Source organism: Paenibacillus maysiensis (assembly GCF_000520815.1).
In the GTDB taxonomy this organism is placed as follows: Bacteria; Bacillota; Bacilli; order Paenibacillales; family Paenibacillaceae; genus Paenibacillus; species Paenibacillus maysiensis.
Genome location: NZ_ASRY01000197.1, coordinates 13,122 through 27,318, shown reverse-complemented (window position 1 = coordinate 27,318; position 14,197 = coordinate 13,122). Strand labels below are relative to the sequence as shown.

The window sequence follows — 14,197 nt, the reverse complement described above, 5'->3', positions numbered from 1 at the left end:
CCTTATGTAGGATACATGAGACTCGGGACTTAATACCTAGTTATTTACTTGGATATGTATATTTGGACAGACTACGTTATACTGAATGAATCATCGGTCGTATGTTAAATCACTGCATGAGGTCACAAAATCCTTAGTAAAAGAGGTTTTCTTATGGCTCTTATTCAATGTCAGTTTTATTCGGAAGTTCTTGGCTTGAGCACATCCATGCATGCTATTCTCCCTCAGGAAACCCATACGCAGATAGGGCTGGAGGGCAAGCAAGGAACCGGACCACACCCAACACTGTATTTGCTGCACGGCCTGTCGGACGATGATTCGATCTGGTTACGCAGAACCTCCATTGAACGCTACGTTGCTTCACTCGGTATTGCTGTTGTGATGCCGCAGGTGCACCGGAGCTTTTATACGAATATGGAGCAGGGAGGGGCTTACGAGACCTTTATCAGTGAAGAATTGCCAGCTTTGGCACGCTCCTTCTTTCCCTTGTCCGCCAAGCGGGAAGACAACTTTGTTGCGGGTCTTTCCATGGGCGGGTACGGAGCCTTCAAACTGGCACTCCAGCATCCAGAGCGCTTTGCGGCCGCTGCCAGTCTCTCAGGGGTGATGGATTTACATGCAGCACGCATCGACCCTACGCATAAAGTAATGAGTTCTGCGGAATGGAGTCACATTTTTGGTCCAAATGAAATACGGGGAACAGACCACGATTTGCTGGAGCTGCTGCAACGTCATGCTACCTTGGGGACTTCGCTCCCCCGGCTCTACCAGTGCTGTGGTACGGAGGATTTTCTGTATGAAGGAAACCAGACCTTTCGTAAAGCCTGCGATACTGCCGGGATTCCACTGACCTACGAAGAGGGTCCAGGGACTCATGAATGGGGATATTGGGATGCAAAAATTCAGGATGTCCTCGCTTGGCTGCCGCTCAAGGGGCGGTAAAGACGGTAAATAGGTGTGAAAAAATACCCGCAGCTTCCCTCGCCGTATCATGGCGCAGTGGTTAAGCTGTGGGTATTCGTTATGAAGCAATATGCTAACCAATATTCATGGTCCTGCCACACATCAAGGAGCTTTTGTCGTAGCCGTAGATGGAGATTCGGATTGTGACTTGGGTAGCACTTTGTACAAGCGCCATTCCCCGTTAAACTCGCGTTCGAGCTGAACCCAGGGTGCTCCTTTTTCATACAAATTCGGATACACCATGTTGATTTTACTCAGTGGCATGCCCGACTTGATCTGGGGTACAAGGATATAATCCACATGACTTTCCTGCGGATAGCTTAATGCCCTGTTAAACGTATAATCACTCGTGATTAGAAAGCGCTTTGGATACTGGCTATACACGATCATGGTGTAGGCTGAGGCCGAATCGGTCATAATGGTCGACTTGGGCAAATGCTCATCCAGCCAGACCGCAATTTTCCGGTCCGATTCCTGTCTCACATAGTTCACATTACCTGTTCGTGTGAGGAAGCTGTTCTCATCTGGCGCGATATCCGGGCGAGTCAGCGCATAAGAGAGTAATCCGGCGGTAAGCACCAGACTGACGGATACCAGACCAAAGGCCGCCCGTCGCCCTCTCCCCTGGAGTTGGCTCAGCTCATACGGCAGCCAGGCGACGGTAATCGGAAACACATACATAAAATAGCGGAACCATCCATATGAAGATTGCTTCATCATGAGTAAAAATTGTAAACCCGGCACAGACAGGAACAACAGCAAAATAATCAGCGTTCCCCACCGCAACAACCGCCCGCTTAACAGGCGAATGAACAGAATAGCGAACAACGGCACAGAATACCAGAGCGTTTTGGAAGCGATGAATTTCAAGGCAACCAACGGATGAGTAAAGATTTCCACGAATTTATCATCATTTAGCAGCTCTGCCGATTGCGCCGTGTTGGAATACTCTGAATTGAGGAAATAAAAGGCGTTTCCCATAATGAGGTAGTTAAAGAAAATCCACAGCAGACCGGAAAAGACAACGGGCAGCAGGAGAAGCTGCCAGGTCGCCTCGACCTTATGCAGCTTTTCCCATAAAGGCAGCTCACGTCTGTCCATGTTTCGGTGAAGAAACAGAACGGCTACGACCACACCGCCTGCCATCGCCACCCCCAGAGGGACTGCTTCATATCGAGTCCAGAACGCCATGGCAAGCGCTAATCCGGATACGATCAGACTCGCCGTCATGCGGTCCTTGAGCCACAGCGCAAATTCAATCACTGTCATCATAATAAAATATATGTATAGCGAATCGCTCAGTCCGTTAGCACCGAATAGTAAAATAAACGGATTCAGCGCATAGAGCAGCGCCAGCATCAAGCTCATTCCCGAGCCAAGCCCTGTTCTGACACCTGCCCGATACAGCAGCACAGCTGTCAAAGCGGCAAAGGAAGCACTCAGAATGACAGCCGCCAATCCGTAGGATGCTAATGCTGGAAATAACGGATATAGCAGTAATATCACCAGTTCCAAAAGACTGGGCAACGGATTCCAGATGAATCCGATGGCACCCAAATGCGGATCACGGCTATACAGCACATAAAATGCATTGGCCACGCGACTGAGCGCGTCTGTATGCATATACCCCAGTACATAGCTGAAATAGATGCCTGCGGACAGCTCCAGCACAAGTATAAACACAAACAGACCTATAACCATCCATCTGCTTGCAGACCATTTGCGAAAGGACATTCTCTCGTTCCCCCTCAAACTGGTTGCGGCGATTCGGCTATAGCCGTACTTTCCAACCTACAGCCGAATCACCCCAACCACAACTACTCTCCTGCCAGAAATACAATTATCGCAGCTCTGTATCATGTTCCACTTTGTACAACCGCCACTGTCCACTAAAATCACGTACCAGGGAAGCCCACGGAGCGCCCTTTTCAAACAGATCGGGGTAGCTTCGGTTTACCTGATCCAGCGGAACTCCTTTCACCACTCGCGTTACCAGAACATAATCCACCTTGGAAGCAGGCAGATCCGTTAAGGATTTTCCAAAATCATAGTCGCTCGTAATCATAAACTTCTTTGGAATCCTGCTGCTCAAAATAATTGGATAAGCCGCATAGGAATCTGTCAAAATGAGAGACGAACTATAATGCTCATCCAGCCACGGCGCAATTTTTCGTTCAATTAATTGCCGATCATAGCTTTCATTTCCACTATGCGTCAGGTAGCTGTGTTCATCTGCCGCAATAGCGGGATTGCTGAGCGCATAGGACAACAAGCCTGCTGTAATCAGCATCCCGGCTGTCACCATAGACACTCCGACTCCCCGCATTTTCCCCTTCATTAAACTCAGCTCATATGGCACCCAGGCCACCGTAATCGGGAAAACGTACATAAAGTACCGAAACCAGCCGAAAGAGGACTGCTTGAGCATCAGCAAAAATTGAAGACCGGGTACGGATAGGAAGATTGCCAGCAGTGTTAATGTGCTCCAACTGAACAGACGCTTGTCCAATAAACGTACGAGCAAAATTGCAATCAGAGGTGCCGCATACCATGAAGTACGTTGCCCGATAAATTGCAGCATCAGCGCAGGATGGGCAAACATCGCCGCAAAACGCTGATCCTCCAGCAAAGCCGCCGATTGGGTGGCATTGGAATATTCCGAACGTAAAAAATAAAGCGGGTCGCCCATAATAATCCAGTTAAAAAAGATCCAGAGCAGACCGGAAAAGATGATCGGCAGCAATAACAACAGCCAGGTCGCTTCCACCTTGTACAGACGCTCACTGATGGATAATTCCTTTGTATTCGTGTCTTTGGCGATGCGCCGCCCATGTAGAAAAAGAACCGTCAGCAGCACACCCAAAGCCATAGCAACGCCGAGCGGAACTGCTTCATAGCGTACCCAAAAGGCCAAGGCAAGCGCAAAGCCTGACACAATCAAGTGTGCCGCCTTGCGATCCTTCAGCCACATACAGAAACGACTCACCGTCAACAAAATAAAAAAGATATAGGGCGAATCGCTCAAGCCGTTGAAGCCAAATAGAAACATAAACGGATTCAGTGAAAACAACAGCGCGATCAGCAGACTGATACCGCCATGAAGCCCCAGTTGCTTCCCCGTCCCGTACAATAAGGCTGCGCTTGCGCCTGCGAACAGGCTACTCACCATGACGGCCGCCAGCCCGTGGGAAGCCAGTACAGGAAATAACGGATAAAACAACAGCACAACCAGTTCCATCAAGCTGGGCAGCGGATTCCATACAAAACCAATAGCTCCCAAATGCGGGTCACGACTGTACAGCACATAAAATGCATTAGCTACGCGACTGAGGGCATCTGTGTGCATATAACCCAGATACCAGGCAAAATAAATGCCTACAGCCAGTTCAAGCGCAGCAATACAAGCAAATAACAACAACGTTTTTCCATGTTTTTTTAAAATCATGAAGCCTCTTTCTGACGCTTTTGCGGAACGGAGAAAATCCAATAGCGGTTCCAGATGTAATTATGAACGGGCACGATGATGGTGGTCAGTACCTCACCGATCAGATACGACCAGCCGATCCAGTGAATGGTTGCGTACATAAGACCTGCATTTAAGAGCAGGCCACAGGAGCAGACCAACAAATATTTAAGAAACTGGGTGCGACTCCCCTCGCCGGTGGGCTCGAACGTCCAGTTGCGATTCAACACATACGAGACGAGCAGCGTCGCCACAAATCCTATCGTCGTAGCTGTTACCGCAGGCACCTTGAACAGCTCTACCAGCAGCACAAGCACACCGACGTGGATACCTGTACCCAGCAGTCCCACAATACCGTATTTAATGATTGGATACTTTAGATACGAACGTCTGATCATGTTGATTAAACTCCCTATCCACCCACAATCGGTCAGCATTCGCCCGTTTATCTGCGATTAGATAACGGGGGCGGGCTTTGACTTCGTGATATATGGCGGCAATATATTCTCCTACCACTCCAATGGACAGCATGAGGACACTGCCAATGATCAAGAGCAGCAATATGACAGTGGTAAAACCGGTCACAGCGTCACCCATTAATTTGCGCATCAAGGTTTGAATTCCCAAGACGACTGAAATCAGCATAAAAATGATTCCCATCAGACTTACTACCCGCAGCGGTACGGTTGAAAACGAAACAATCGCTTCTGCTGCCAGCCGAAACAGCCCGAACGGACTCCAGCGGCTGGGACCCTCCTCCCGCGGAGCCACCCGGAATGAAATCTGGGTTTTGCGGAAACCAAGCCAGGCCGTCATTCCGCGAAAAAACGGCATCCGCTCAGGCATCGCCATCCACGCGTCCACCACCCGGCGATCCAGCAGCTTATAATCCGAGGCATCTTTGAGGTTAAAGCCTGTCAAACGATTCAAGGTCGCGTAGAACAATGAAGCCCCAAGCTTTTTGCCCATCGACTCTTCTCCCCGGAATTCCTTCACACATTCGACCAGATCGTAGCCCTCATCCTGCCATAAACGCACCATTTCCCCAATCATCTCAGGAGGATGCTGCAAATCGCCGTCCATGACGATGATGGCATCGCCGGAGGCATTTTCCAAACCAGCGCACAGCGCCAGCTCCTTGCCGAAGTTCCGGCTCAGCCGAAGTGCAAGCAGAGAAGGCATACGGCGGGACAATTCAGACAGCTTGAGCCACGTATCATCTTTGGAACCGTCATCTATGACAATCAGCTCATAACGTGAAGTGGCGACAGACAGCACCCCGTCAATCACCTTGAGGGAACGCTCCAGATGCGAGCTTTCATTGTACATGGGAATGACAACGGATAAAAAAGGTGTTTTTGTCTCCATTCTTGCTCCTTCTTTCTTTATATTCAGGAGGACTGTGCCGGGGCATCATCCAAGTCGTGCATATCAGTCAGACCATGCGTCGTCTTCTCCCAATAGAACGGCTTGGTAATGAGCTGCCAGGCTGCTTTCACCGCAGCTATACTCATAAGTACCCAATATAACGGCGAGAGTAGCCCATATTTGACCATCGCATATGAAAATGTACGTTCACCGCGCTCTTCCAGTTCCCCGATGACCCAATACATTCCGGCCACGTTACTGAATACGAACAAAAAATTACCGATATAAAATTCCGCGCTCGCCAGGTAATACACATAACCTGGGAACAGCTTGGGAATAAAGTCCATTTCCCAGCCAAACCATAAAATTAGCAATCCCCAAAAGATTGGATTCAGCAAAGGTAGCATCGGTGTCGCCAAAATCATTACCTGAAAGCCGAAAAAGCCTTTCCAGCCCACCTCGCGCACCAGCTTCACCGGATTGCGCATATGAACCAGCCATGTCTGCATGTATCCCTTGATCCAGCGTGACCGCTGACGAATCCAGTTCCCTACGCGACTGTTGGCTTCCTCCCATGTACGGGAATCGACAATGGCGGTTTTGTAGCCGCCTTTATACAGACGTATACCCAGATCGGCATCCTCGGTTACATTGTAGGGGTCCCACGCATTGATATCTTTGAGTACGGATACCCGAAAATGATTGGATGTTCCGCCCAAAGGAATAGGCGTATCTAACTGCATAATACCCGGCAGCAGCAGTTCGAACCACATACTGTATTCCTGCGTGAACCAGCGGGTCAGCAAATTTTGCGTACTGTTAAAATAGTTGAGCTTGGCTTGTATACACGCATAATGCTCAGGGAGCGAGTCGAACGCCGCAATGACCTTTTTTAGCTGGTCGGAGTCGGGACGATCCTCGGCATCATAAATAACTACAAATTCGCCGCGCGCCCGAATAAGTCCGTAGTTACACGCCTTCGGCTTGGTTTTGGGCAAGCCATCAGGGACGACCAGTGTCGTATAATAGGCGGGCAGCTTCATTTCACGAAGCAGCTCAATGGTCTCAATATCGTCCTCTTCAATCAGCAGCCGCACATCCAGCTTGGATTTTGGATAATCAAGCTGCTCCAAATTCCGCAACAGCATCGGAAGCACGCCCGCCTCCTTGTACATCGGTACGAGAATCGTATAGATCGGCAGCTTTTTCTCATCCATGGCGTCGACCTCTTCCTTTGAGAAGCGAAGCTGCGCCCCACGCCGGGAACCGAGATAAATAATACCGAATTTGAAGATCGTCATGGCAAAATAGAACAACTGAATCAGCATATTGATGATCAGCACCGTATTCCAGCTATTCCAGAAAAGACCGAGCACTGTAATTACGCCCATTGCTGCGAACACCCAGAGCTGTCCCTTCGTAAAGGTCGTACGCGCCGAATTGTGCGGCTCTTTTTCCAACAATCCGGTCGTGCTCTCCTGCATCATTTCTTCACCGTAGATTTTACCCCAGAGCTGCTCCATCTCTTCCTTGGTCGCTAGCACCTGCTCCACCGGCATGCCGAGAATGTCCTCCAGCTTCAGGCGCCGCTCTTCCGGCAACGGATCACTGACCGCCACAATATAGCGGTTCATATATTCATGAATAACAACCACGCCGTAAGCCATAGCCACCTGCTCCGGCAGCTTGTAGGCCGCATCCAGTGCCAGCTCTTCGCCAATACGGCCGATTCGGTTCTGTGTAGCAATCGCGCGGTACAAATCCGCAGGCTCCAGCATTTGCAATGACAGCAAAATATCGCCGAGCAGCCCGCCGCTCTTCGCCTGGAATTCCAGCGCTCGCTCCAGTTGCCCTGGTGAAATATAGCCGGAACGTACCAGCATGTCGCCCAGTCGCTCTTTGGATTCATCACCGTCCACCTGCTCCTGCAACTGCTCTCCGGTAATGAAGCCCATCTCTACCAAAATGTCGCCCAGCCTGCCACCGTAACGTTTTTGGTTTCGGATAGCGTCGGTAAGCTGATCGCGGGTAATTATGCCGTTGTCCACCAATTGATCTCCCAGGCGGGCCTTGCCGTTCCGTCCGTTCTGTATTCCCGTGGCGGCCTCTCCGCCTGCTGAACCAGGAGCGCTGGAGACTACTCCAAAGACGGCTCCTGCCGCAGCCTGTTCCTGTTGGCCGCTAGCATATTGGACCTGTGCTTCCTGCGCTTGTCCATCCTGCACACTCTCATCCAGCAATTGCTCCACCGCTGCTGCCGTATCCGCTGCGCTCTGTAATGCCTGAATACGCAGTTCCGTATCCTGAAGCCGCCGTTCCAGTTCCTCAATATGAAAATCCAGCTTGTACAGCACCGGGGCCTGCTCCGTCCGCTGGGCCTCCAGCTGCTGCTCCAGTCGAGCGATCTGCTGACGCTCTTCTTTTATTCTTCTCTTGGTTTGGAGAATTGAAACTCCCCCAACCTGCCACCTCAGCCTGTCACCCATGGATTCCCGCCCTTTCAATCCAACGCCGCTCTTCTGCGAGCGCATCCGCAAGCAGCTGCTTCAACTCCGCGTCCCGTTGCTTCTTCCGTTCCAGCGCCGCGTGGAAAAGCTCCCGTTCCTCGCGCAGCAACTTCTCCGCCTGTATCCGCTCTTCGTGCAACAAAGACACCAACTGATCGGCGTCAGAAACGCGATAACCGATCCATGCGCTCTTTAACTGCCGCGTCGTTCTTTTGCTTCTCATAATACCTCCCTGAACCGTCCCCGACTCTGCCTCTTGCCCTGTCCCTGCATCCATGGTCTTACGTCTTTCTGGAAAGCAGGGTATTCTCTTATTCTCATTTAAACCCTTTATTTACACATTAATGCAAGTCTTTTGGTCAAAAGAGAACCCTCAAAATCTTCCATTTATTCATTTGATACCAGTCTTGTCCTGATGAATTGGTAATACAATTAAAAACTTAGTGCTATTCTACCATAATCGTAGTAGGAGTAGGTATACGACAATGTAAATTCTAGAAACTTTCATACTAACGCATACATAGGTATATAGAACTATTTTATAATTCCCGTGATTGCACCTGTCTAGGAAACCTTACGCAATCCACCATGGTTCATATCATCATTAAAGCCAAATACCTTAAAAAGCACAAAAGGCACCGCGAACGGCGCCCTTCTTACTGTTTTGATATGATTAGGATAGAAATCCGGGGACAAAAGCGACCGCTTCGCTTGTACAGCACCATTCCGCCTACTCCGTTTTTCATGTACCTTTTTTAGTTCAGCTTATATAGTTACTCCGTTTGTGCCCTTCAAACCATGTAGAGGTGCTGCTCAGTAGCTGTTCACTGCGTCCAATAGCTGCCTGCACCTGTCCAGTTGCTGTTCCGCCATATACATTCCGAGCATTAACTACTGCTTCCGGTTGAAGCACTTCATAGATGCGGTCGTCGAACAAATCGGAAAACTGCTGGAATTCCTCCAGTGTCAGATCAAGCAAATACTTGCCTTGCTGGATGCAATACAGCACCGTTTTGCCGATAACCTCATGCGCCTGACGGAACGGAAGTCCTTTGCCGACGAGGAAATCTGCAATATCTGTCGCATTGGAGAAGTCCTGATTGACCGCTTGACGCATGCGATCCTTGTTCACCTTCATCGTTGCGATCATCGGTGCGAACAACTGCAAAGCTCCTTCCAGCGTAGCAACAGTATCGAACATCCCTTCCTTGTCCTCCTGCATATCCTTGTTGTACGCTAGCGGCAAGGATTTCAAAACGGTCAGCAGTCCAACGAGATTACCATACACACGTCCGGTTTTACCGCGTACCAGTTCTGGTACGTCCGGGTTTTTCTTCTGCGGCATAATGCTGCTGCCTGTGCAAAAAGCATCATCCAGCTCAACGAAGCCAAACTCCGTGCTGCTCCACAGCACCAGCTCTTCGCTTAGACGCGACAAATGCGTCATGATCAGCGAAGCTCCAGCCAGAAACTCTACGATAAAGTCCCGGTCGCTAACGGCATCCAGACTATTTTCATAAACTCCGTCAAAACCTAATTGCTCTGCTACAAAATGACGGTCTATCGGAAAAGTGGTTCCGGCCAAAGCTCCAGCGCCGAGCGGTAATACGTTAATCCGCTTGTAGCTGTCTTTGAGACGGTCAATGTCACGCTCCAGCATAGACACATAAGCCAGCAAATGATGCGCGAACAAAATAGGCTGCGCCCGCTGCAAGTGCGTATATCCGGGTACAATCGTATCCAGATTATCCTTCGCCTGCCCGATCAGTGCGGCTTGCACATCATGCAGCATACCGACCAGCGCCACTACACGTCCGCGCAAATACAAGTGCATATCCGTTGCCACCTGGTCATTACGGCTACGCCCGGTGTGCAGCTTTCCGCCAACCGGACCAATCGCTTCGATCAGATTCTTTTCGATATTCATATGAATATCCTCGTCCGAAACCGAAAATTCAATCTCCCCACGGCGGATACGCTCCAATACCGTGTGTAGTCCTTCCTTAATCGTGTCCGCATCAGCCTGCGGAATAATGCCGCATTTGCCCAGCATGGCCACATGAGCCAAACTGCCCTGAATATCTTCTTCCGCCAACGCCTGATCAAATCCGATGGAAGCCGTATATTCCTCTACCAGCTTGTTGGTCTGCTTCGTAAAACGTCCGCCCCATAGCTTACTCATTTTTTGCAAGATCCCCTCTCTGCAATACAAGCCGCCCTCGTCGCTTGGACAAGGACGGCCCACATCCCGTACATTTTTAGGTTAACTCATTTATTTATTATTTTTGGCTACTCCCGCATTGACCTTCAAACGCAAGGCATTCAAGCGAATAAAGCCGGTTGCATCCCCTTGGTCATAGGCTTGTGTCGGATCAGCTTCCATTGTCGCAATATCCGGGTTGTACAAGCTGACCGGACTTTTGACACCTGCGCCAATAATGTTGCCTTTGTACAGCTTCACGCGCACGGTACCACTGACATTCTTTTGGCTCTCATGAACCAGTGCCTGCAAAGCCACACGCTCCGGCGCGAACCAGAAGCCGTTGTAGACCAGCGTAGCATAACGAGTAATCAGACTGTCGCGCAGATTCATAACCTCGCGATCCATCGTGATGGACTCCATTTTGCGATGAGCTGTGAACAGGATCGTGCCGCCCGGCGTCTCATACACTCCACGGCTCTTCATGCCGACAAAACGGTTCTCCACCATGTCCACACGTCCGATGCCATGCTTGCCGCCCAGCTCATTCAGCTTTTCCATAACCTGCAACGGGTTTAGCTGCTCTCCATTCAAAGCAACACAGTTTCCTGCTTCAAACGCCAGCTCCAAATATTCCGCTTCATCAGGAGCATCCTCAGGCGCATTGCTGAGCAAGAACATTTCTTTGTTTTCAGGAGCGCTCGGATCAAACCAAGGGTCCTCCAGCACGCCGCTTTCATAGCTGATATGCAGCAGATTACGGTCCATGGAGTATGGCTTGGCCGCAGAAGCGGTTACCGGAATATCGTGTTTCTCCGCATAGGCAATCATTTCTGCCCGGCCCGGGAACTGATTGCGGAACTCTTCCAGCCGCCAAGGTGCGATCACCTTGATATCGGGCGTCAACGCCGCCGCGTTCAGCTCGAAGCGCACCTGATCGTTGCCTTTGCCTGTCGCGCCGTGAGCGATAGCTGTTGCACCCTCTGCAATCGCAATATCCACCATCCGTTTAGCGATCAATGGACGTGCAATACTCGTTCCTAGCAAATATTGTCCTTCATACAAAGCACCCGCCTGAAACATCGGATAAATAAAATCCTTGGCGAATTCATCACGCAAATCATCAATATACACTTTGGAGGCTCCCGTAGCGAGCGCTTTTTCCTCCAAACCATCCAGTTCTTCCTTCTGTCCGATATCTGCGGTAAACGCTATAATTTCAGCGTCATAGGTTTCTTTAAGCCATTTCAAAATGACCGACGTGTCCAGACCGCCGGAATATGCGAGTACGATTTTTTCTTTTGCCATGATTGAAGTCCTCCCCAAATGCTTCTAGCCACTATCCTTCATTCACATCTGCATCTAAATCTACAGATCATCTTCCACAAATGCAATCTTTCTAACCATAAAACATAACTTCTTTATCCCATTAAAGCAACCATCAATGCTTTTTGTGCATGCAGACGGTTCTCAGCCTCATCAAAAATCACTGAATTCGGTCCGTCGATTACACCTGCGCTCACTTCTTCGCCACGATGCGCAGGTAGACAGTGCAGGAACAGATAATCCGGCTTCGCCAGCTTAACCAGCTCCTCATTCACCTGAAAGTCGGCAAAAGCAAGCTCCCGTTCCTTCTGCTCTTCCTCAAAGCCCATGCTCGCCCATACATCCGTGTAGATCGCATCTGCATCCTTTACTGCTTCTTGCGGACTTTGGGTAATCACAATCTCACTGCCGGTTTGCTTGGCAATCTCACGGGAAGCTGCCACAACACTCGGATCAGGCTCATATCCAGCAGGACTTGCAATCGATACATGCACGCCAAGCTTTGCTCCACCAATCAACAGGGAATGCGCCATATTGTTGCCATCCCCGATGTATGCCAATTTAAGCCCTTTAAGCTTGCCCTTCTGCTCATACAAGGTCTGATAATCAGCCAGCACCTGACACGGATGCGCCAAATCGCTCAAGCCGTTGATCACAGGAACAGAGGCATAACGCGCCAACTCTACAACATTATCGTGCCCGAAGGTGCGGATCATAATGCCGTCCAGATAGCGAGACATTACCTGTGCCATATCGCTAATAGGCTCACCACGTCCCAGTTGAATATCGTTTTTACTGAGAAAAAGGGCATGCCCGCCCAATTGAAACATCCCGACTTCAAAAGATACGCGCGTACGTGTAGAGGATTTTTCGAAAATCAGTCCGATCGTTTTCCCCTTCAGCGGCTGATAGGCTTCTCCATTTTTATGCTTGCGCTTGATCTCGATGGCGAGATCAATTAAATATTGAATTTCTTCGGTCGAGTAGTCATCCAACTCCAGAAAATCCCGCCCTTTTAGATTAATTTGCTGCAATGCGCCGCCCTGGCCCATGCTATCATCTCCTTTTATACTCTAATCTAAGTGGTTTAGCCACACTAAGCAATATGCTCTTGAATCACTTCGGTAACCAGTGCTACAGCCTGATCTATTTCGTCCTTCGTTACATACAGGTTAGGCAACAGGCGAATCACGTTAGGACCTGCGGTAATGAACAGAATGCCTTTCTTTTGACCTGCCAAAACAAGTTTCGCCACAGGCTCAGCACACTCGATACCGACCATCAGACCTTTTCCACGGATATCCTTCACAAAAGGAATCTCTCCAAGCTGCTTTTGCAAGCTTTGGAACAAATACTCGCCCAGCTCAGCTGCACGCTCTGGAAGCTTGTCATCAATAATCGTTTCAATGGTCGCCTGAACCGCTGCCATAGCAAGCGGAGTACCGCCAAAGGTAGAGCCGTGGCTGCCCGCTGTGAACGCTTCGCGCAAGTACCCTTTGCCCAGCATCGCGCCAACGGAAAAACCACTGCCCAAGCCCTTTGCCAATGTAAAGATATCCGGCTCAATGCCGTAATGCTCAAAGGAAAAAAGCTTGCCTGTGCGTCCCATGCCCGTCTGTACCTCATCAATGATCAAAAGCAATCCATGCTCATCGCACAGCTTTGTAATCACGTCTACAAAAGCAGGTTCGACCGGATACATTCCGCCTTCTGCCTGCACCATTTCCAGCATGATTGCGGCCGTATTCTCGCTAATCGCCGCTTCGAGCGCAGCTTGATCGTGGAGGGGAACGCTTTTGAATCCGGCAGGAAGCGGCAAAAAGCCTTCTTTTACTTTATCCTGACCCGTAGCGGTCAAGGTTGCCAGCGTCCGTCCGTGGAAGGATTGCGTGAACGTAATGATCTCGTAGCGTCCGGTCTGCTTCACCTTCTGGTGATAACGACGCGCCAGCTTGATCGCAGCTTCGTTAGCTTCCGCTCCGCTGTTGCAGAAAAACACGGCGTCTGCGCTGCTATTGGCAGTCAGTAGAGCGGCGGCCCGTTCCTGCCCCGGAATATGAAACAGATTGGATACATGCCATAGTTCATCAATCTGCTTTTTCAAGCGTTCAGCTACAGCCTGTGGCGCATGTCCAAGATTGGTAACCGCAATGCCTGACATGAAATCCAGATAACGCTTGCCCTGATCATCCCACAGCCAGCTTCCTTGTCCTTTGACCAGTGTGAGCGGGTATCTTGCGTAGGTTGGAAAAAGAGAGCTGTCTGTCTGTGCTCCTGCGGATGCCTTTTCCGTTTGTGCTCCAACAACGGCCCCGTCCGTAGCCGGCGTTTCGACGCTCACCAGCGTATTTGGTTCCTTACTCATTATGT

The 14,197-nt window shown here is 50.0% G+C and carries 11 protein-coding genes; 1 reads left to right on the top strand and 10 read right to left on the bottom strand.

Annotated features, from left to right (window positions below; all coding sequences use genetic code 11):
* Positions 1-153: 153 nt before the first annotated feature.
* Positions 154-942 carry an alpha/beta hydrolase gene (locus L696_RS0113740; RefSeq protein WP_025684149.1) on the top strand — a complete coding sequence of 263 codons (789 nt, stop codon included), beginning with the start codon at positions 154-156 and terminating at the stop codon, positions 940-942.
* 123 nt (positions 943-1,065) lie between these two features.
* Here L696_RS0113740 and L696_RS0113735 read toward each other — a convergent pair whose 3' ends face one another.
* From L696_RS0113735 to L696_RS0113690, 10 genes are all read right to left on the bottom strand, one after another.
* Positions 1,066-2,697: an ArnT family glycosyltransferase gene (locus L696_RS0113735; RefSeq protein WP_025684148.1), complete on the bottom strand. Its 1,632-nt coding sequence runs from the start codon at positions 2,695-2,697 to the stop codon at positions 1,066-1,068.
* A gap of 106 nt (positions 2,698-2,803) precedes the next feature.
* Positions 2,804-4,408 (bottom strand): ArnT family glycosyltransferase, encoded by a 1,605-nt coding sequence (locus L696_RS0113730; RefSeq protein WP_025684147.1) that lies wholly within the window; start codon positions 4,406-4,408, stop codon positions 2,804-2,806.
* A complete protein-coding gene (locus L696_RS0113725) occupies positions 4,405-4,824 on the bottom strand; it encodes a GtrA family protein (protein ID WP_025684146.1) in 420 nt (139 codons plus the stop codon). The genes L696_RS0113730 and L696_RS0113725 overlap by 4 nt, the downstream gene beginning before the upstream one ends.
* Complete coding sequence (locus tag L696_RS0113720) at positions 4,787-5,794, bottom strand: glycosyltransferase family 2 protein (protein ID WP_025684145.1); 1,008 nt, start codon at positions 5,792-5,794, stop codon at positions 4,787-4,789. The genes L696_RS0113725 and L696_RS0113720 overlap by 38 nt, the downstream gene beginning before the upstream one ends.
* A gap of 23 nt (positions 5,795-5,817) precedes the next feature.
* On the bottom strand, positions 5,818-8,280 hold the full coding sequence (locus tag L696_RS0113715; protein WP_025684144.1) for a cyclic di-GMP-binding domain-containing protein, MshE-related: 2,463 nt from the start codon (positions 8,278-8,280) through the stop codon (positions 5,818-5,820).
* Entirely contained in the window at positions 8,273-8,578 is a 306-nt protein-coding gene (locus L696_RS0113710) for a hypothetical protein (RefSeq protein WP_245233362.1), read from the bottom strand. The genes L696_RS0113715 and L696_RS0113710 overlap by 8 nt, the downstream gene beginning before the upstream one ends.
* Before the next feature lie 483 nt (positions 8,579-9,061).
* Positions 9,062-10,483 carry an argininosuccinate lyase gene (argH, locus tag L696_RS0113705; protein ID WP_025684142.1) on the bottom strand — a complete coding sequence of 474 codons (1,422 nt, stop codon included), beginning with the start codon at positions 10,481-10,483 and terminating at the stop codon, positions 9,062-9,064.
* Between the two features lie 90 nt (positions 10,484-10,573).
* Positions 10,574-11,809: an argininosuccinate synthase gene (locus L696_RS0113700; RefSeq protein ID WP_025684141.1), complete on the bottom strand. Its 1,236-nt coding sequence runs from the start codon at positions 11,807-11,809 to the stop codon at positions 10,574-10,576.
* A 113-nt stretch (positions 11,810-11,922) separates the two neighbouring features.
* Positions 11,923-12,879 (bottom strand): ornithine carbamoyltransferase, encoded by a 957-nt coding sequence (gene argF / locus L696_RS0113695; protein WP_025684140.1) that lies wholly within the window; start codon positions 12,877-12,879, stop codon positions 11,923-11,925.
* Between the two features lie 44 nt (positions 12,880-12,923).
* Positions 12,924-14,192 (bottom strand): acetylornithine transaminase, encoded by a 1,269-nt coding sequence (locus L696_RS0113690; RefSeq protein WP_025684139.1) that lies wholly within the window; start codon positions 14,190-14,192, stop codon positions 12,924-12,926.
* Between the last annotated feature and the right edge of the window lie 5 nt (positions 14,193-14,197).

Excerpts from the sequence above, each read along its gene's own strand:
- L696_RS0113740 (WP_025684149.1), top strand. The coding sequence starts at position 154 with ATGGCTCTTATTCAATGTCAGTTTTATTCGGAAGTTCTTGGCTTGAGC.
- L696_RS0113735 (WP_025684148.1), bottom strand. The coding sequence starts at position 2,697 with ATGTCCTTTCGCAAATGGTCTGCAAGCAGATGGATGGTTATAGGTCTG.
- L696_RS0113730 (WP_025684147.1), bottom strand. The coding sequence starts at position 4,408 with ATGATTTTAAAAAAACATGGAAAAACGTTGTTGTTATTTGCTTGTATT.
- L696_RS0113725 (WP_025684146.1), bottom strand. The coding sequence starts at position 4,824 with ATGATCAGACGTTCGTATCTAAAGTATCCAATCATTAAATACGGTATT.
- L696_RS0113720 (WP_025684145.1), bottom strand. The coding sequence starts at position 5,794 with ATGGAGACAAAAACACCTTTTTTATCCGTTGTCATTCCCATGTACAAT.
- L696_RS0113715 (WP_025684144.1), bottom strand. The coding sequence starts at position 8,280 with ATGGGTGACAGGCTGAGGTGGCAGGTTGGGGGAGTTTCAATTCTCCAA.
- L696_RS0113710 (WP_245233362.1), bottom strand. The coding sequence starts at position 8,578 with ATGGATGCAGGGACAGGGCAAGAGGCAGAGTCGGGGACGGTTCAGGGA.
- argH (WP_025684142.1), bottom strand. The coding sequence starts at position 10,483 with ATGAGTAAGCTATGGGGCGGACGTTTTACGAAGCAGACCAACAAGCTG.
- L696_RS0113700 (WP_025684141.1), bottom strand. The coding sequence starts at position 11,809 with ATGGCAAAAGAAAAAATCGTACTCGCATATTCCGGCGGTCTGGACACG.
- argF (WP_025684140.1), bottom strand. The coding sequence starts at position 12,879 with ATGGGCCAGGGCGGCGCATTGCAGCAAATTAATCTAAAAGGGCGGGAT.
- L696_RS0113690 (WP_025684139.1), bottom strand. The coding sequence starts at position 14,192 with ATGAGTAAGGAACCAAATACGCTGGTGAGCGTCGAAACGCCGGCTACG.